The sequence below is a fragment of the Kitasatospora sp. NPDC089797 genome, assembly GCF_040684795.1.
GTDB lineage: Bacteria > Actinomycetota > Actinomycetes > Streptomycetales > Streptomycetaceae > Kitasatospora.
The window spans coordinates 53,758-72,309 of record NZ_JBFBGS010000052.1 but is presented as its reverse complement, the minus strand read 5'-3'; the positions used below and the strand labels follow the sequence as shown (position 1 = coordinate 72,309).

Here is an 18,552-nt window from a genome sequence, read left to right as displayed (position 1 = left end):
GGGGCCGCGGCGGCAGGCGGCAGGCCAGAGCGGCGGGACCGCTACTCGTGGCGCAGTGCGTCCGGGCGCATCAGCCGGAGGAGCTGCGGCAGCCCGAGGGCCGTGGTGAGCAGCACCGCGGCGGCCGCGACGGCCGACATGGCCAGGATCGAGCCCCAGTCCACGCCCGCCGGGACGCCCGCCGAGTACTGCAGCAGGGCTCCCATCAGCAGGCCGGCGACGGCCGCCAGGGCCAGGCCGACGGCCATCGGGATCAGCGTCTGCCACAGCACCGACAATCCCAGGACGCGTCGGCGGGTGCCGACCGCGCTCAGCACGCCGAGCACCCGGCGCTGCTCCCGGAAGCGTTCGAGCTGACCGACCAGCAGGCTGAGCGAGACCAGCACCAGCGTGATCGTCGATCCGGCCGTCAGCAGGCGCTTGACCGCGAGGTAGGTCGGATCGAGCGTCCGGTCGAGCGGGAACCCGGTGCGGGCCTGCGGGTCGATCGCCATCACGGCGGTGGTCAGCTGTTCCCTCGGGTCCGCCAGCCCGTCCGCGAGCGACACCAGGACGGTCGCGGGCTGCCCGCGCAGCGCGTCGGCGGGCACCGCGGCGGGGGTGAGGAGCAGCAGGCCGTCGCCGATCCGGCCGTTGGGGTCCGCGCCCTCGACGGCCGGGACGGTGGCCGTCGGGGCGGGCAGCGGGAAGGACGCGGGCTCGCCCGCCCCGCGGAAGAACGCGGCGTGGACGGTCGTGCCGGGCCGGACCGGGGTGCTGCCGGGCCGGGCCGCGCCCTCGACGGCGAAGGCGTCGCCGTCCTTGCAGTCGGGCAGGGTGGCCAGTTGGCGCAGCACCGGGCAGGAGGCGATCCGGACCGCGGGCAGTTCCCAGAGCTTGGCCGTCGCGCTCTCCAGGGAGAACTCCGTGTACGCCGCGGTGGCCTTGACCCCCGTGCTCTGCGCCAGGCGTTCGGCGAGCCGGTCCGCGCGGGGCGCACCGCCCGGGAAGGACACCGACTGCTGGTAGGGCCCGGCGGGGAGCGGGTGCCGGGGGCGGGTCTCGTACTGGGTGCTGATGCCGAGGAAGAGCGCCTGGAGGGCGATCGCCCCGGCGACGGCCACCACGATGCCGCTGACCGCGACGGCGGCCGGCCCCGAGCCCGACTGCAGGCGCCGGACGGCCAGTTGCCAGGACAGCCCGCCGCCGCCGGCCCGCCGGGTGACGGCTTCCACCAGCCACGGCAGCAGGGTGCAGACGCCGGCCAGCATCAGCAGCGCGCCGAGCGCCACCAGCACCGAGCCCCGGGTGTCCCGTACCTGGTCGAGGACGGCGGTGCGGCCGAACTCGTCGGGCACGTCGGCCGCGGACAGGGCGAGCGCGGCGACGGTCAGGGCCAGACCGGCCAGTGGCAGCACCAGCCGCCAGCCGATCCGGCGCCGCACCGGGCCGGTCCGGCGGACCACACCGAGCGGGTCGACGGTCACCCGGCGCATCGCGAGCAGGGTGACGCCGATCGCGAGCAGCGGCACGAGCACGGCGATCGCGGCGGCGAGGGCGGGCTGCGGCGCGATGTCCTCGGGGTAGAAGCTGAACCCGGCGAGCCGGATCCCGCCGGCCAGTTGGCGGCCGAGTACGAAGAGCGCCCCGCCCACCACCAGGCCGAGCACCGCCCCCACCAGGGACTCCCCGGCGGCGAGCCGCGCGGTCATCCGCCGGTCCGCGCCGCCGAGGCGCAGCGCGGCGAGCCGGCGGTCGCGCCGTTCCCCGCCGAAGCGCGCGGCGGCGGCGAGGAAGACGCCGACCGGGGCCAGCATCACCGTCATGCCGACGGCGTTGAGCAGGATCAGCTTGGGATCCATGGGTTTGGGCGGCGAGAAGTGGCCGAACCCGGTGATCCGGACGGCGCCGGTGTCCACCGAGAGGTGGTCGCCGCCGAGTACGAACCCGGCCTGCCCGGGGCCGAGCAGCCCGGCGGAGCCGATGGTGCCGACCACCGGGTGGGGCAGGCGTTCGCGCAGCAGCTGGTTGGCGGGGTCCTTCAGCAGGTCCGCCAGGGCCGGGGAGACGACCATCTCGCCGGGCCGCGGGTAGGCGGTGACGCCCGGCGGGAGGGCGGCGTCCGGGCCCTCGGGCTGGACGATCCGGCCGCGGACGGGCGTGCCGTGGAAGGTGGTGTCGGCGACCGCGACGAGGACCGTCCGGTCGCCCGGGGCCTGCGGGCCGTCGTCCTCGAAGGTGTCGTTCTGGACGTACAGCCGCTGGTCGCGGTGGTGCACGATGCCGGGGAAGGAGGCGGTGAAGAGCAGCAGGACCACGCCGAGGCCGACGCCGAGGGCGGTGAGCACCAGCCGCCCCCAGCCGTCCCGTCCGCTGGTGACGGCGAGCCGGACGCCGAGGCCGAGTTGGTCGAGGAAACGGGAGCGGACCGTGGGGTCGGCGGCGCTCACCGGGCGGTGGCCAGGTCGACGGTGCGGCCGTCGCGGACGACGATCTCGCGGTCGGCGTAGGCGGCGACCCGCACGTCGTGGGTGACCAGGACGACGGCCGCGGCGGTCTCCCGGGCGGCGCGGGTCAGCAGCTTCATGACGCGTTCGCCGTTGAGGGAGTCGAGGGCGCCGGTCGGTTCGTCGGCGAACACGGCCTTGGGGCCGGTGATCAGGGCGCGGGCGGCCCCCACCCGCTGGCCCTGGCCGCCGGAGACCTCACCGGGGCGGCTGGCGGCGACGTCCGCCACCTCCAGCCGCTCCAGCCACTCGCGGGCCCGGGCCTCGGCGGCCTTGCGGCGTATGCCGTTCAGGCGCAGCGGCAGCGCGACGTTCTCCAGGCAGGAGAGCTCCGGGACGAGCTGGCCGAACTGGAACAGGAAGCCGAACTCGGTGCGCCGCAGCGCGCTGAGCTCGCTGTCGGAGCGGGTGGCGAGGTCGCGGCCCTGGTAGCTGACGGTGCCGCCGTCGGGGCGGGTGATGCCGGCCAGGCAGTGCAGCAGGGTGGACTTCCCGGAGCCCGAGGGGCCCATCACGGCGACGAGTTCACCGGCGGCGACGCTGAGGGAGGCGCCGTCGAGGGCCGGGGTGAGGCCGAAGGCCTTGTGCAGGTCCCGGGCGTGGAGCAGGGGTTGGGCGGTGGTCAACGCGGGGTCTCCGTCAGGCGGGTGGTGAGGTCGTCGAGGCGGGCGGCGGTCAGCTCCAGCCAGCGCAGGTCCGCTTCCAGGTGGAACAGCGCGTGGTCGCAGACCAGTTCGTCGGCGAGGTCGCCGGCGAGCTTGCGCCGGGTCAGTGCGCGCATGGTCCGCAGGTGTTCGGCCCGCTGGGTGTCCAGGACGTCGGTCGCCGAGCGTCCGGTCAGGATGGCGAGCACGACCTTGTGGTAGAGCGTGCTCTGCAGGTACGGCTGCGGGTCCTCCGGCCGGGCGAGCCAGTCGGCCAGGTCGGTGACGCCCTCGTCGGTGATGGCGTACCGCTTGCGGTCGGGGCCGCCGCCGGCCTCGACCCCCTCCACGACGACCAGGCCGTTCTTCAGCAGCCGGGAGAGGGTGGCGTACACCTGCCCGTAGTGCAGGGCACGGTCGCGCCCGAAGTGCTCGTCGTAGAGCCGTTTGATGTCGTACCCGTGGCGGGGCTGGTCTTCCAGCAGCCCGAGGAGCATCTGTCCGAGTGCCATGATCATGGACTATACACACCAGGTATACATGGCATGTATAGCGCCCGGTGCGCACCACTTCCCCCGCTGGCCCACCGAAGGCCTCCACACCTCGCCCGCCCCGGCAAAGGGATCACCCGGGAACGCCCCCGGGGCCGTCCGCCCCCGCGCTGACCTGGCAGGATCTCCCGCCATGAAGTACTACGAGCTGCCCGGGCCCGCCGCCGGGTCGCAGGACCGGCAGGGAGAGCCGGTAACCCCGAAGGAGCAGGGAGAGCGGGGCACCCCGAAGAAGAAGGACGCGCCCTGGCCGCGCCGCCCCCTGCTGGTCGCGCTCTGGGTCCCGGCCGCCGCCGTGCTGCTCCCGGCCGGCGGGGCGCTCGGCGCACTCGGCGGGTGGTTCCTGCTCCCCGCGCTGGCCGCGTCCCTCGCCGCGGCGGTCGGGCTGATCTACGCCCTGGTGTGCCTGTGCCAGTCGGCCGTGCTGCGGAGCCTCGCGCTGGTGCTGTTGGTCGCCCCGCTGGTCGCCGTACCGCTGCTGAGCGCGAACGCCGTGCAGTCCACCGTGCTCTCGCTGCGCGGAACGACCCACCGGGGCACCGTCACCGACATCACGGTGAGCCACGGCAGGACCACCTCGTACACCTGCTCCGTGCGCTACGCGGACGATCCCGGACGGACCGGGTCCGTCCAGTGCGGCTCCTCCGACACCACGGGCGAACAGGTCGACGTCACCGAGGACCCGCAGGGCCTGGTGCAGCCGGAGTTCAGCGCGAGCGCCGGGGACCCGCACTTCGACCTCACCGTGACGGGCCTGACCGACCTCGCCCTGTTCACCGGCTCCGCCGTCGCCGTCTCCCTCGGCGCCCTGCTCCACCTGCGCCGCGGGCGCCGTAATCCCGTTGCGCCGGCCCCCGGGTAGCGGACATCCTCCCTGGATGGAGCCCGTACAACTGGCAGAACAGGAAATCGCCCTCGGTGAGGTGACGCTGCGCCGCTTCCGCGGCGAGGCGGACCTCCCCGAGCTCTTCCGGGTCATCGAGGAGTCGCTGGAGCACCTGCGGCCCTGGATGCCCTGGGTCGCCGAGCACAGCCTGGACTCGACCGCGGAGTTCCTCGCCAAGCGGGCCGAACTCTGGGAGAGCGGCCGGGACTTCACCTACGCGATCCTGCTGGACGGCGCCATCGTCGGCGCCTGCGGGCTGTTCCACCGCGAGGGCACCGCCGCGGACGGCCGGGAGATCGGCTACTGGCTGCACCCCGCCGCCACCGGCCGCGGCATCGCCACCCGGACGGCCCGGGCCCTGACCGAGCAGGCCTTCCGGCTCCCCGGCGTGGAGTTCGTCGAGATCGTCCACGACCCGGCCAACCGGGCCAGCGGCGCCGTCCCGGCCCGCCTCGGCTTCACCGAGCACCTGCGCCGCCCCGCCGAGGCCCTCGCCCCCGCCGAGACCGGCGAGGACCAGGTCTGGCGGCTCCGGCGCCCCTGAGCGGCCCCGCGGTCCGCACCGGCCGGAGCCCGGCGGTCCGTCGCCGCGGGGGAAGGCGTACGGACCGCCGGTCGGCGCCCGGACGGACGGGACGGTCCGGCCGGGCGCCGTGGGAACGGACGCGACCGGAGACCTCACCTCCGCGCGGAGCGCCCCATATCGAACCCCGCGTCCCCGGCCGCCCACCCTCTGCGGCGACCGGGCGCGTCCGTTCCCACGCCCAGGAGACCCTCCGACGGCGGGGCCGATAACACTTTTCCCTGCTCCCCCTCCGCCGCCCGGACCCCGGTCACGGCCCGGGCGGTACGGTGTGACCTCCCGTCACCCGGGCACCGCACGAAGGAGCCGTCGCATGCCCGCACCGCACACCACGGGCCGGGGGCCCGCGCAGCGCCTCGTGTCGGCCGCGCTCGACCGGGCCGCCGCCGTCGGGCACCTCAACGCGTTCATCACGCTCGACGTCGAGGGCGCGCGCGTCGCGGCGGCCCGCCGCGACGCGCGGGGCACCGGGGCCGACCCGGCGCCCTGGTGCCTGGTCGTCAAGGACAACATCCACGTCGCCGGCCTGCCCAACAGCGCGGGCACCCCCGCGCTCGCCGCCTTCGTCCCGGCGGCCGACGCGCCCGTGGTCGCCGCACTGCGCTCGGCCGGGGCGATCGTGCTGGGCAAGACCAACATGCACGAGCTCTCGCTCGGCGCCACCTCGTGCAACCGCACCTTCGGCGCCGTCGGCAACGCCGCCGACCCGGCCCTGTTCGCCGGTGGCAGCAGCGGCGGCACGGCGGCCGCGGTGGCGGCCGGGGTCACCGAGGCCGGCCTCGGCACCGACACCGGCGGTTCGGTCACCGTCCCGGCCGCGCTGAACGGGGTCTACGGCCTGCGCCCCAGCGCCGGGCGCTACCCCTCGGCGGGGATCACGCCGCTGTCCACCACCCGGGACACCGCCGGGCCGATCGCCCGCACCCTGGACCGGCTGACGGCGCTCGACACCCTCGTCACCGGGGAGGCCGCCGCCCGCCGGGGCGCGGAGCGTCCGCTACGTCTGGGACTGCCCCGGCAGGTGTTCGCCGAGGACCTGGAGGCCCCGGTCCGGACCGCCTGGGAGGCGGCCGTCGAGCGGCTGACCGGAGCCGGGACGCACTGGGTCCCGGTCGACACGGCGCACCTCGCGGCCGCCGACGCCCGGGTCGGCTTCCCGCTCGTCTTCGGCGAGTTCACCGCCGCCCTGAGCCGGTACCTGGACGAGCACCGGGCCGGCCCCACCGCGGTCGAGGTGCTGGCCGCGGTCGGCGACCCGGACCTCGCGGACCTGCTCAGGGCCACCGCCCTGCCCGACGCCCCCGGGTTCCCGGGGCCCGCCGGGCTGCGCAGCGCGCTGGCCGGACGTGCCGCCCTCCAGGCGTCCTACGCCGACCTGTTCGCCGCGAACGGACTGGACGCGCTGGTCTGCCCGACCGTCCCGGTGTGCGCCCGGCCCCTGCACCGGTACGAGGACAGCCTCCCCCTCAACGGCCGCGACGTGTCCACCTTCCACACCCTGATCCGCAACACCTCCCCGGCCGCCACCGCGGGCCTGCCCTCGGTGACCCTCCCCCTCCCGGTCACCGGCTCGGCCCCGGTCGGCCTCCAGCTGACCGGCCCCCGACTGGCCGACCGGGCCCTGCTCGCCACGGCCGCCCGGGTCGACGTCCTGGTGCGGGCCTGAGCACGTCCGGCCCCCGGGCGGCGGGGCGGAACCCCCGCACCGTCCCGTCGGGACCGGTTCCTGCACCGTCCCGTCGGGACCGGTTCCCGCACCGGCCTGTCGGGACCGGTTCAGGGCTGGACGGGAACCGGCGGGCCGGCGGCGATCCGGGCCCGGACGAGGTCGACCGGGCCGCTGAACCAGCCCAGCTTCTCCACCCACCAGGTGAGCCCGGCCGCCCGGTACGGGGCGACGACCCCCGCGTCGGCCTCCGGCCGCAGACCGGTCGTCCGGCCCTCCATGACGACGTCGAACGGCTCGCTCCGGTCGGCTCGTTGGGAGCGCACGTAGGAGACCACGTCCGCCAGGTCGGCCGGCGGCATCATCTCGGTGTGGCCGACCCCCGCCCGGGTGGGGAAGACGCCGTCCCAGTGCGCGGCCCGCCACATCGGGCGACGCGCGGGCCAGGTGCCGGCGATCCACACCGGGATGCGGGGCCGTTGCGGGCTCACCGGCTGGAAGGTGAGGTCCGTGACCGTGAACCAGCGGCCGTGGAAGGTGAACGGCCGCCCCGCCCACAGCCCGTCGAGGATGTGGAGGGCTTCGTCCAGCTTCTCCGCCCGCACCCGTGGGTCCGGGTCCTGGCCCAGCGCCTCGAACTCGGCCGCGGAGGACCCCAGTCCGGCGCCGAAGACCAGCCGCCCGCCGCTGAGCAGGTCCAACGCGACCGTCGCGCGGGCGACTTCGGCGGGATGCTTGAGGGCGAGCACGTTCACCATGACGCCGAGTCGCAGGCGCTCGGTGTCGGCGGCGACCGCGGCGAGGGTGGTCCACGAGTCGGTGAGGTGCTCGTCCGGGTGTTCCGCGACCTGGCCGTCCCAGAGGAAGAAGCCGTCCCAGCCGGACCGTTCCGCCAGCACTCCCAGGTCCCGGAGCAGCCGGGGGTCCGCGTACTCGCGCCGGTTGGGCAGGCCGACGGCGTAGCGCAGCGGCTGCTGTGGCGTGGCGTCCATCGGTTGTCGCCTTCCTGATCGCCGTCCCGGTCGCCCGGCCGGTCGTCGTCCCGGTCGTCGTCCCGGCTGTCGCCCCGGTCGCCGTCCTGATCGGACCCGACGACCGCCGACGCGACCCGCCCCCGCCTCGATGATGTCGGCCGGGCGACGGCCGCGGCAACCGGAACCGCGCCGTTCCGGTCCCCCGGCCGGTCGCCCCGCGACGGGCGCCCCGGAACGGGCGGGCAGGGGCGTACGGGCGGGGAGGTGCGGGGATGTGCGGGCCCGAACGAACCGGGCGCCGCTCCGCAGGCCGGGAGCCGGGCGCGGTGCTAGGGTCCACTGGGAGCCTGAATCGCCCACGGCGGTTCCGATGCCCTCCCCGCGTGGCGGCGCCCCGTTCGGACGGGACCACACGCCACCTCCCCCGACTCCGGTGACCGACCGGATCCCCCGGCCAGGGCCGGGCCGCGGCGGGGCGCAGCCCCCTCCGATGCCGACGGGGCCCGGCCCTGGCCGCCCAGACCTTCCACACCTCCCACTCCTCTCGCCTTCGGACGGAGAACACCACCGGAGGCTTCGAAGGGAGCAGCGATGTCCGAGAACAGCGCGGCCCCGGGGCCCGGTCCGCGGCACCTGATCAGCGTCGTGGTCCCGTGCTTCAACGAAGAGGCCGTCCTGCCCGCGACCTACCGGCGGCTGACCGCCGTGATGAGCCGTCTGGCCGGCTGCGACCACGAGTTGGTCCTCGTGGACGACGGCAGCACGGACCGTACCTGGGAGGTGCTGCGGGAGCTGGCCGCCGACGACCCCAGGGTCCATCTGGTGCGGTTCAGCCGGAACTTCGGCCACCAGTGCGGCCTGCTGGCCGGGCTCCGCGCGGCGGCCGGCGACGCCGTGGTGATGATCGACGCGGATCTGCAGGACCCGCCCGAGGTCGTCCCCGAGCTGGTGGAGCAGTGGCGGCAGGGCTGGCCGGTGGTGTCCGCCCGGAGGACCGGCCGGGAGGGCGAGACCTGGTCCAAGCGCGGGTCCGCCTATCTCTTCTACCGGGTCCTGGACCTGCTGGCCGACCAGCCGGTGGCCCGGGACACCGGTGACTTCCGGCTGCTGGACCGCAGTGTGGTCGACCTGATCGCGACCCTCCCGGAGCGCCGGCTCTTCCTCCGCGGGCAGATCAGCTGGGCCGGCCTCCCCGAGACCACGGTGGAGTACGTCCGCCACCCCCGCCCGGCGGGGCGCTCCAAGTACGGCATCCGCCGTCAACTCGCCCTCGCACACCAGGCGTTGATGAGCTGCTCGGCCTTCCCGGCGCGGCTTCCGGTGCTGGCCGCGGCCCCGGTGCTCGGGGCGGCGGTCGCCGGACCGCTGATCGGCCGCAGGGCACCGCGCGGCGCCTGGGCGCTGGGGCTCCAACTGCTGTGCCTCGGCGTACTGGCGGACTACGTGTTCCAGGAGTACGACCAGACCCGCGGCCGCCCGGTGTACCTGGTCCGCCAGAGCGTGCCGGGCCGGTCCGCGGCGCGCGCGGCCCGCACCGGGACCCCGCTGGGATCCACGGCCTCCCGCGCCGCCGTGAGCGCGACGGACCCCGACGACCGGGCGGCGGCCTCGTGAGCGGCCCGACGGCGGCCACGGCGCCGCGGAACGGCCGGGCCCCGGCCCCGGCGCCCGAGGAGGTCCTGGTGATCGGCGGCGGGTTCACCGGCCTGGCCGCCGCCCATGAGCTGGCCCTGGCCGGGGTGCCCTGCCGGGTGCTGGAGCGCGAGCGGTACGTCGGCGGCCTGGCCGGGTCCTTCGAGGTCGGGGGCGCCCGGCTGGAACGCTTCTACCACCACTGGTTCTCCTCCGATCTGGAGGTCCAGGGGCTGTGCGCGGACCTCGGCTGCGCCGACCTGCTCGAACCGCACCGGACCCGGACCGGCGTCTACTACGCGAACTCGGTGTACCGGCTGTCCAGTCCGTGGGACGTGCTGCGCTTCGCCCCCCTCCCGCTGCCCGACCGGGTCCGGCTGGGCTGGTCCGCGGTGCGGGCCCACCAGGTGAAGCACTGGCGGGACCTGGAGGGCCTCACGGCCCGGGAGTGGCTGCTGGAGCTGAGCGGGCCGCAGGTCTACGAGACGGTCTGGCGTCCGCTGCTGGAGGGCAAGTTCGGCCGGTACGCGTCCGAGGTCGGCGCGACCTGGATGTGGACCAAGCTCCACCTGCGCGGCGGCAGCCGGTCGCACAGCGGCCGTGAGGTCCTCTACTACCTGCGGGGCGGCTGCGCCGCGCTGCTGGACGCGTGGGTCGCGCGGCTGACCGAGCTGGGGGTCCGGATCTGCACGGACACCCCGGTCCGGCAGGTGCTGACCGACGCCCACGGGGTGCGCGGGGTCCGCACCGGCGGCGGTGTGCTGCCCGCGCGGCGGGTGCTGGCCACCACGGCGCCGGAGCTGCTCGCCCGCTTCCTCGACCCCGCGCCCGCCGGGCCACCGCCGCATCCGGACGTGCCCGCGGTCCGTCGGCGGCTGTCCGACATCCCCTACCTGGCCAACCTGTGCCTGGTGCTGGAGACCGACCGGTCCCTGTCGGACACCTACTGGCTCAACGTCACCGACCCGTCGTTCCCCTACGTCGGCGTCATCGAGCACACCAACCTGGAGGCCTCCGACGCCTACGCCGGCCGGCACCTGGTCTACCTCTCCGCCTACCTCCCGACCAGCGCCGAGCTGTACCGGATGGACGACGAGGCGGTGTTCCGGGCCAGCCTTCCGCACCTGAGCCGGATGTTCCCGCAGTTCCGGCGCGACTGGGTCCGCCGCTACCACGTCTGGCGGGCCGACCACGCCCAGCCGGTCATCACCCCGCACTACTCCGACCGCATCCCGGCGATGGAGACCGACGTGCCGGGGCTCTACCTGGCCAGCATGGCCCAGGTCTACCCCCAGGACCGGGGCACCAACTACGCCATGCGGCAGGGGCGGCAGGTCGGCCGCCTGATCGCCGACCGGATCCGCACGGCCCCCGAGGAGGGGACGCGATGAACGCCATGAACCCCGTGAACCCGCTCGACTCCGCAGCCCCGCCGAGCGCCGCGGACCCGCTGAACGCCGCGAACTCCCTGATCAGCACTGAGGACTGCGAGCGGATGCCCGTCGAGCGCGTGCACGAGCTCTACCGCCGGCACGTCAGCCGGGGGCAGGTCACGCTGCTCTCCGCCTTCGGCTTCGGCCGCGACGCCGTGGACAGCGCCTCGGGCTGCTGGATCACCCTGCGCGACGGGCGGCGGGTCCTGGACTTCACCGGCGGGATCGGCGTGCTGAACCACGGCCACAACCACCCCCGCATCCTGGCCGCCCGCCGCCGCTTCCAGGACCGGCAGCGGATGGAGGTGCACAAGAACTACTTCTCGCCGTACGTCGCCGCGCTCGGGCACAACCTGGCGCAGCTGCTGCCCGCGGACCTCGAGGTCAGCTACTTCCCCAACTCGGGCGCGGAGGCCGTCGAGGGCGCCCTCAAGATGGCCTACAAGTACCACCGCGGCCACCGCGGCACCGTGCTGCACAGCGACATCGCCTTCCACGGCAAGCTGCTCGGCGCCGGCAGCCTGACCGCCTCGCCGGAGGTGCACTTCACCTTCCCGCGGATCCCCGGCACCGACGCCTTCGCCTTCGACGACCTCGCCTCCCTCGAACTGGCCCTGGAGCGGCACAGCACGCCCGAGGGCGGCAGCGACGTCTACGCGCTGGTCCTGGAGCCCTTCAGCGCCTCCAGCCTCCGCGAGTGCTCGGAGGAGTTCCTGCGCGAGGCGCGCCGCCTGTGCACCCGGCACGACATCGTCCTGATCTTCGACGAGGTCTACACCTCCTGGGGCCGGACCGGTTCGCTCTTCCACTTCATGCGCCACCCCGGCCTGGTCCCGGACGTGGTGACCACCTCCAAGTCCTTCGGCGGCGGCAAGGCGTCCATCTCCGGCTACGTCGCCCGGGAGCCCGTCTTCCGCCGGGCCTACGACTCGCTCCCCGACGCCACCCTGCACAGCACCACCTACTACGGGTTCGGCGAGGAGACGGTCACCGCGCTGGAGGCCGTGGCGATCGCGGTCGAGGACGACTACCCCGCCCGGGCCCGGCACCTCGGCGAGCGGCTGCACCGCGGCCTCACCGCCCTCGCCGCCGCCCACCCGCAGCTGATCGCGGAGGTGCGCGGCGCCGGGGCCCTCCGGGGCGTCGTCCTGCGGCACGGTCCGGCCGCGCTCGACCACGCGCTGCGGCTGCTGCCGTCCTCCTTCGCGCGCGACCCGCAGGCCGGGGCCAAGCTGGCCACCGCCGCCGTGGTCGCCGCCCTCTACCGCGACCACGGCGTGCTCACCTACTACGGCTCCAACCACGACCTCCCGCTGATCGCCGCGCCTCCCCTGGTGGCCGAGGACGCCGACGTCGACCTCTTCGTGGCAGCCCTGGACGCGGTGCTGGCCAAGGGGCTGCCCCGGCTGCTGGCCGGCCTGGTCCGGGAGAAGGTCAGCGCATGAGCCCCTCCGAGGCCCGTCCCGCACCACCCGCCGAGGGGCCCGGCAGCGCGCGGGACCACCGCCGCCTGCGGGCCTGGGAGCGGCGGGTCCGCTCCGCCGGGCTCCCGCCGCTCTGGGCGGGCCGCTGCACGGCGCTGTCCGAACCGTCCCGCCAGGCCGCCGCGGTCCGCCACACGGCCGCCACCCTGGCCGCCCTCCCGACGCCGTACCGCGCGGTGTTCGCCCTGCTGATGCGGGTGTTCCCAGTCGCCGCCGTCCTCGCGGACCGGGCGGGCCCGCCGCGCGGCGCCCCGGACCGGGCCCGCCCGCAACGCGTCGCCGACCGGCTGGCCACGGTGCCCGGCTGCGCCGAACTGCTCAGGGTGACACTGGCGCTGGCCCTGCACGGCGCGCTGGACGGGCCCTCCGCCGCGCCGGTCCGGGAGGGCGGATGACCGGGACCGACCGCACCGTCCGCTGCGACGCCCTGGTGATCGGCTCGGGGGCCGGCGGCAGCACCGCCGCCCTGGAGCTCGCCGGCGCGGGCCGGGAGGTCCGGGTCCTCGAGGAGGGCCCGCTCGTCCCGCAGGAGCGGATCACCCGGTCCTCCCCGGCGGAGAACCTGCGCCTGCTCTACCGGCAGGGCGGCCTGCTGCCCATCCACGGCGCCCCCACCATCCCGTTCGGGGAGGGGCGTTGCGTCGGGGGGACCACCGTGGTCAACGGAGGGCTGTTCTGGCGGCCGCCCGAGCACCTGCTGGAGTCCTGGGCGGCGGCCGGCGTCGACGGGTTCCGGGCCCACCAGCTCGCCCCCCACCTGGCCGAGGCGGAGCGGCGCCTCGGGGTCGTGGACCAGCCGCCCGGCCGGGGCAACCAGGACTCGGTGCTGCTCGCCCGGGCGGCCGACCGGCTCGGCTGGCGCTGGGCCCCGGCCCGCCGGGTGGTCCGGGGCTGCCGGCACGCCAACCGGTGCGTCACCGGCTGCCCCACCGGGGCCAAGCAGAGCATGCTGGTGAGCTACCTGCCCGCCGCCGAACGGCTGGCGGCGGTCGTCGAGCCCGACACCCGGGTCGTCCGGCTGGAACACGACGGCACCCGGGTCACGGCCGTGCACGCCCTGCGCGACGGCCGCCGGGTGCGCTACCTCCCGCGGACGGTCTTCCTGGCCGCGGGCCCGATCGGCAGCGCGCTGCTGCTGCGGCGCAGCGGCATCGGCGGGCCCGGACCGGGCCGGGCCATCGCCTTCCACGTCAACCTCCGTACGGTGGCGCGGTTCGACGAGCCGGTCCGCGCCACCGAGGGCACCATCTTCACCGCGCAGCTCCAGGAGTTCGCCGACCGGGGCGTGCGGGTGATGCCCGGGAACCTCACCCCGGGGTCGCTGGCCGCGGCGCTGGCCGCCCACCCGGCCGGGACGGTCGACCGGATGCTGGCCCAGCTGGACCGGATCGCGGTCTACACCACCCAGGTGAGCGTCCGGGGCACCGCACGGCTGCTGGCGGTGCCCGGCCTCGGCGCGGTCCTGCGGCACCGCCTGACCGGGAGCGACCGGGACCTCCTGCGCTCGGCCTTCCGCTACACCGCCGAGCTCCTCCTGACGGCCGGCGCGGTCGAACTGCTGCCGCCCGCGCCCACCAGCCTGACCACCGCCGCGCAGGCGGCCGACTTCGCGCTGCACGGCCGGCCCGAGACCTGGGACCTGATCTCCGTCCACGCCATGGCGTCCTGCCGGATGGGTCCGCCCGCCCTGGGCGGGGTGTGCGACGCCCAGGGCCGCCCGCACGGCTTCACCAACCTGCGGCTGTGCGACGCGAGCGTGCTGCCGGGCGCCACCGGGGTCAGCCCGCAGGAGACCATCATGGGCTTCTCCCACCTGCTGACGGCCCGGTACCTGGAGCAGCCCGCCGACTGACGGCCCGGTGGCACCCGAGCGCCCCGGCCCCGACCCGCCCCGGCCCGACCCGCGCACGGGCGGGGTGCACGGGCGGGGTGCGCGGGCCGGGGGCTCTCCCGGTGCGGTCCTCAGCCCGCGTAGACGTCCTCCACGTAGCGGCCGGCCTCGACCAGGCCCTGGAGCCAGTCCCGCGCCTGCTGCTCGTCCGCCCCCGGCGTGCGCTCCCGGTAGAGCGCCCGGAAGGCCTCCCGCACGCCGGGCGCCATCCGGGCGCCGTCGCCGCACACGTACACCTCGGCGCCCGCGGTGAGCAGCTCCCAGACCTCCGCGGCCTCGGCCGCGATCCGGTCCTGGACGAAGCGCCGCCCGTCCTGCGGCCGCTCGCTGAACGCGGGGCGCACGGAGACCGCGCCGGCCCGCTCGGCCGCCTCCAGTTCGGCCCGGTGCAGGTAGTCGGCGTCCGGCGCGTCGCAGCCGAAGTAGAGCAGCGCCGGGGCGAGTTCGGCTCCCCCGGCGAGCCGCGCCCGCCGGTCGGCGACGGCGCCGCGGAAGGGGGCCAGGCCGGTGCCGGCCGCGATCATCACCACCGGGGTGCGGTGCCCGATCCGGAACGCCTCCCGGCACGGCTGGACCCTGGCCAGCACGGTGTCGCCGACGGCCACCCGGTCCAGGTAGCCGGAGCCGGTGCCGCGGAAGGCCCCCCGACCGGACCGGGCCGGGGCGCTGAGCACGGACACCATCAGGTCCACCTCGCCGGTGTCCCCGGCGGCGGGCGAGGAGGAGATCGAGTAGTGCCGGGGCCGGATCGGCGGCAGCAGGTCCAGCAGCACCGGCCAGGTCAGCACCTCGCGCAGCGCCGGGTGGTCCTCGACCAGGTCGAGCAGGGTGCGCGGGTCGTCCGCGGGCAGCGCCAGCAGCGCGGCCCGCTCGGGCGGGCAGGGGTTGAGCGCGGCCAGGGCGGCGCGCTGCTCGGCGGTCGGGCGGTCCTGCAACTCGACGTGGTGGGTGAGCAGTTCCCGCACCGTCAGCGGGCGGTCGACGGCCAGGCCGGTGCGGCGGTGGCCGACGATGCCGAGCAGCGTCCCGGGGTCGGCGCCGAACAGCGCGGCGGCGCGCTCGACCAGGTCCGGGTCGTTGGCCGGGAGCACGGTGAGGTGGTCGGCGGTGCGGTAGTCGGTGCCGGCCGGCAGGGCCAGCCGGACGAGCCGCTTGACCCGGTGGTAGCCGGGGTCGGTCAGGCTGTCGACGGCGGTGACGGTCAGCTCGGCCATGCCGTGCCGGGCGGCCAGCGCGTGCAGCGGGCCGCCGACCAGTTCGGTCACGGTGTACCCCGCGTCCTCGCGCGGCGCGGCCACCGCCTCGGCGTCGCCGTACCGGGCCAGCAGCAGGTCGGTCAGCGCACCGGTGAACTCCCGGACGGTACCGGCGAGGTCGCCGGAGGCGTCGGCCCCGGCGCGGTCCAGCAGCCGGGTGCCGCCGAGGGCGGCGAGCCGCTCGTCGATCAGGGCCGGGACGCGCTGGTAGGTGGCGGCGTAGGTGCGGTCGCCGATGCCGAGCACGGCGTACTCGACGCCCGCGGCGGCCCCGTCCGGGGCCTCGCCGAGCCGGCGGACGAACTCGGCCGCGTCGTCGGTGGGTTGGCCGTTGTAGGAGGCGGCCGTGATCACCACCGGTCGGTCCGTGGGCAGGCCGTCGGCGTACGCGTCCAGCGGGGCGATCGCGGTGTCGCAGCCCAGCTCGGCCGCGGCGTCCGCGAGTTGGCGGCTGAACTCGCGGCAGGCGCCGTAGTTGGAGCCGTGCAGGAGCAGCAGGCCGGTGCCCTGGCGGACCCGGCCGGGGCGCTCGGCGCGGTCGGCGGCGTCCATCGCGCCCGGCCGGGCGGAGTGGACCGGTCCGGCCGGTCGGACCGCCGCGGGGGTGCGCGGGGCGAGGGCGAGGGTGAACCCGTCGGGCTTGATGGTGAGGGTCTGCTTGAGGTTCAGCCGGTAGCCGGCGTGGTCGATCAGCCGGTAGCGGTGGACCAGCATGCCCAGCAGCATGGTGGCCTCGTGCAGCGCGAACTGCCGCCCGATGCAGGCGCGTTCGCCGGTGCCGAAGGGCTTGAAGGCGTGCGGCGAGCGGGCCGCCTCGCGCTCCGGGTCGAACCGGGAGGGGTCGAACAGCTCCGGGTTGTCGCCCCAGGCCGGGTCGCGGTGCAGCATCGGGGTCACCACGAAGATCGGCAGCCCGGGGCGGACCGGGATCCGGCCGCCGAGCAGGGTCTCCGCGCGCGCCTCCCGGCTGAACTGGGGGGCCGTCGGCCACAGCCGCAGCGCCTCGTTGAGTACCTGCCGGGTGTGGCGCAGTCGGCCGACGTCCTCGTAGGAGGGCTCCGGGTCCACCTGGTCGCCCCAGAGCGCGTCCACCTCCTGCTGGACGAGGCGGAGTTCGGAGGGATGCTGGGCCAGGTAGTGCAGGGCGAAGGAGAGCGCGCCCGAGGTGGTCTCGTGGCCGGCGATCAGGAAGGTGATCACCTGGTTGCGGATGTTCTCGATGTCCAGCCGGGTGCCGTCGACGGGGTGCACCGCGCCGAGCATCAGGCCGAGCAGGTCCTCGGCCGGGCCGGTCTGCGTGCCGCTCTCCACCCGGGCGGCGATCACCTCGTCCACCACGCCGGCCAGGTAGTCGGCGTCCTGCCGGAAGGCCGCGTCCCGCTCGCTGTGGTCGAGTTCGGGATCGCGGGAGAGCTTGGTCATCGCCCACTCCAGGCAGCGCACCATCGCCTCGACGAACGGGTGCGGCTCGTCCCGTTCGAAGGAGCCGAAGTCGAAGCCGAAGCCGGCCAGCCCGATGGTGTCCAGGGTCATCCGGGTCATGTCCCCGGGCACGTCGACCGTCAGCCCGGCGGCCGAGCGGCGGTCCCAGGACTCGACCACCCGGCGGGCCACCCTGAGCATCACCGGGTGGTAGGTCCGCATCGAGCCGAGCGCGAAGGCGGGCATCAGGATGTCGTGCGCCCTGGCCCAGTTCGGCTCCTCGTTGTAGGCGGTGAAGAGGCCGTCCCCGGTGAACTCCCGGACGTTCTCCAGCGCCGGGCCGACCGCCTTGGTGAAGCGCTCCTCGTCGGCCAGCTCCTCCACCAGCTCCAGGCTGCTGACCATCAGGACCTCGCGGCCGTGCATGCGCTGGAGGAAGGCCGCGCCGTGCTCTCTGACCAGGTCCATGGTGCGCAGGATGGGCACGTTGACCGGCGGCAGACCGGAGATGTCCACCAGCGGGACCCCCGGCGCCCAGGGCTCGGCCTCGGGCACGGGCCACCTGCGGACGTCGCCCCCGGCCCCGGTCGGGGCACCGCTCCGGGCCTCGGTACGGGTCCCGGTCCGGGTCCCGGCACCGGTCGCGTACCCGGACTCGGACTCGGACGTGGACTCGGCGACGGGCCTGGCCTCGGTCGTGGTGTCGGTCATCGGTGGGTCCCTCCCACGGCAGGAAAGTTCTCGGTATCTCCACTCTCTGCCCCCGCCGAACGGTCCGCGCCGCCGTCACTACATGATTGTGTAGTCCCAGCGGCATCCATGGACTTGCCCACGACCCGTCAGTTCTGACCCGGGCGGTCGCCGCGGGAGGAGAACGAGGCATGCGACCGACCGACAGCTGCGGTACGGCAGCGGGCACCCGCCCGGACGCCGGGGTGATCTGGCGCAACCGGGCGCTGCGCCTGCTGGACCACGTGCCGCTGCCCATCGCGGTCTGCGAGTGGGGCGGCCGGATCATGATCGTCAACCGCGCGATGGCCGCCGAGTTCGGCGGCCTGCCCGGGCAGTTGCACAACCGCCGGATCCTGGACTACTTCACCCTGCGGGACGACGCCACCCTCCAGGCCCTCGGCGAGGCCGTGCGGCTGCACCGCCGCTCGCAGTACTCGGCCCGGGTCTCCTGGACGCCCGCCGGCGGCGGCGAGCGCCGGGGCGAGATGACCGTCGACCTGGTCAGCGACACCCCGGAGCAGACCCCCAACCTGCTGCTCTCGCTGCGCACCCGGGACGAACCCGCCGCCCGCGCCGCGCCCCCGGCCGCCGCCCGCCCCTCGGCCAGCCCGATCGAGGCCCGGATCCTGGCCGCGGCCGCCCGGGGCGCCACCACCGCCCGGATCGCCAAGGAGATCGGCCTCACCCCCGACGGGGTGAGCTACCACCTCACCCGGCTCTCCCGCCGCTGGCGCCTGCCCAACCGCACCGCCCTGGTCGCCCACGCCTACGCCCTCGGCGTCCTCGCCCCCGGCACCTGGCCCCCGGAGCCGGCCCTCCCCCAGTGACGCCCCCCGGCGCACGCTCCGTCGAGCGCCCGGCGACTCCCCCGGAGTCCCGCCCGGGGCCTGCGAACGGACGCGTCTGACTCGC

The 18,552-nt window shown here is 75.7% G+C and carries 14 protein-coding genes; 9 read left to right on the top strand and 5 right to left on the bottom strand.

The window, feature by feature from the left end:
* Positions 1-41 precede the first annotated feature (41 nt).
* From AB0O91_RS32860 to AB0O91_RS32850, 3 genes are read right to left on the bottom strand one after another with little or no spacing between them, the layout of a single operon-like run.
* Positions 42-2,429, bottom strand: a complete 2,388-nt coding sequence (locus tag AB0O91_RS32860) for an FtsX-like permease family protein (RefSeq protein ID WP_363441080.1) — start codon at positions 2,427-2,429, stop codon at positions 42-44.
* Positions 2,426-3,112 (bottom strand): ABC transporter ATP-binding protein, encoded by a 687-nt coding sequence (locus tag AB0O91_RS32855; RefSeq protein WP_363441078.1) that lies wholly within the window; start codon positions 3,110-3,112, stop codon positions 2,426-2,428. Before AB0O91_RS32855 ends, AB0O91_RS32860 begins: the two co-directional genes overlap by 4 nt.
* A complete protein-coding gene (locus AB0O91_RS32850) occupies positions 3,109-3,642 on the bottom strand; it encodes a PadR family transcriptional regulator (RefSeq protein WP_363441076.1) in 534 nt (177 codons plus the stop codon). The genes AB0O91_RS32855 and AB0O91_RS32850 overlap by 4 nt, the downstream gene beginning before the upstream one ends.
* A 172-nt stretch (positions 3,643-3,814) precedes the next feature.
* Here AB0O91_RS32850 and AB0O91_RS32845 point away from each other — a divergent pair, with 172 nt between their 5' ends.
* The 3 genes from AB0O91_RS32845 to AB0O91_RS32835 all read left to right on the top strand — a co-directional run bounded on the left by AB0O91_RS32845 (position 3,815) and on the right by AB0O91_RS32835 (position 6,816).
* Positions 3,815-4,543: a hypothetical protein gene (locus AB0O91_RS32845; protein WP_363441074.1), complete on the top strand. Its 729-nt coding sequence runs from the start codon at positions 3,815-3,817 to the stop codon at positions 4,541-4,543.
* Positions 4,544-4,559: 16 nt separating this feature from the next.
* Positions 4,560-5,111 carry a GNAT family N-acetyltransferase gene (locus AB0O91_RS32840; RefSeq protein ID WP_363441072.1) on the top strand — a complete coding sequence of 184 codons (552 nt, stop codon included), beginning with the start codon at positions 4,560-4,562 and terminating at the stop codon, positions 5,109-5,111.
* 352 nt (positions 5,112-5,463) lie between these two features.
* Positions 5,464-6,816 carry an amidase family protein gene (locus AB0O91_RS32835; protein ID WP_363441070.1) on the top strand — a complete coding sequence of 451 codons (1,353 nt, stop codon included), beginning with the start codon at positions 5,464-5,466 and terminating at the stop codon, positions 6,814-6,816.
* Between the two features lie 110 nt (positions 6,817-6,926).
* Here the strand turns inward: AB0O91_RS32835 and AB0O91_RS32830 are convergent, their stop codons facing one another.
* Positions 6,927-7,808 (bottom strand): LLM class flavin-dependent oxidoreductase, encoded by an 882-nt coding sequence (locus AB0O91_RS32830; RefSeq protein ID WP_363441068.1) that lies wholly within the window; start codon positions 7,806-7,808, stop codon positions 6,927-6,929.
* Positions 7,809-8,381: 573 nt separating this feature from the next.
* Here AB0O91_RS32830 and AB0O91_RS32825 point away from each other — a divergent pair.
* The 5 genes from AB0O91_RS32825 (at position 8,382) to AB0O91_RS32805 (ending at position 14,191) form a co-directional block, all read left to right on the top strand.
* Positions 8,382-9,404: a glycosyltransferase family 2 protein gene (locus AB0O91_RS32825; RefSeq protein WP_363441066.1), complete on the top strand. Its 1,023-nt coding sequence runs from the start codon at positions 8,382-8,384 to the stop codon at positions 9,402-9,404.
* A complete protein-coding gene (locus AB0O91_RS32820) occupies positions 9,401-10,813 on the top strand; it encodes an NAD(P)/FAD-dependent oxidoreductase (protein ID WP_363441064.1) in 1,413 nt (470 codons plus the stop codon). Before AB0O91_RS32825 ends, AB0O91_RS32820 begins: the two co-directional genes overlap by 4 nt.
* A gap of 104 nt (positions 10,814-10,917) precedes the next feature.
* Positions 10,918-12,300 (top strand): aminotransferase class III-fold pyridoxal phosphate-dependent enzyme, encoded by a 1,383-nt coding sequence (locus AB0O91_RS32815; protein WP_363441086.1) that lies wholly within the window; start codon positions 10,918-10,920, stop codon positions 12,298-12,300.
* Entirely contained in the window at positions 12,297-12,734 is a 438-nt protein-coding gene (locus AB0O91_RS32810) for a hypothetical protein (protein ID WP_363441062.1), read from the top strand. The genes AB0O91_RS32815 and AB0O91_RS32810 overlap by 4 nt, the downstream gene beginning before the upstream one ends.
* Positions 12,731-14,191, top strand: a complete 1,461-nt coding sequence (locus AB0O91_RS32805) for a GMC family oxidoreductase (RefSeq protein WP_363441060.1) — start codon at positions 12,731-12,733, stop codon at positions 14,189-14,191. Before AB0O91_RS32810 ends, AB0O91_RS32805 begins: the two co-directional genes overlap by 4 nt.
* 110 nt (positions 14,192-14,301) lie before the next feature.
* Here the strand turns inward: AB0O91_RS32805 and AB0O91_RS32800 are convergent, their stop codons facing one another.
* Positions 14,302-17,619: a cytochrome P450 gene (locus AB0O91_RS32800; RefSeq protein ID WP_363441058.1), complete on the bottom strand. Its 3,318-nt coding sequence runs from the start codon at positions 17,617-17,619 to the stop codon at positions 14,302-14,304.
* A gap of 170 nt (positions 17,620-17,789) precedes the next feature.
* Between AB0O91_RS32800 and AB0O91_RS32795 the strand changes: the two genes are divergently transcribed.
* Positions 17,790-18,467 (top strand): PAS domain-containing protein, encoded by a 678-nt coding sequence (locus tag AB0O91_RS32795; RefSeq protein ID WP_363441056.1) that lies wholly within the window; start codon positions 17,790-17,792, stop codon positions 18,465-18,467.
* Positions 18,468-18,552: the final 85 nt, after the last annotated feature.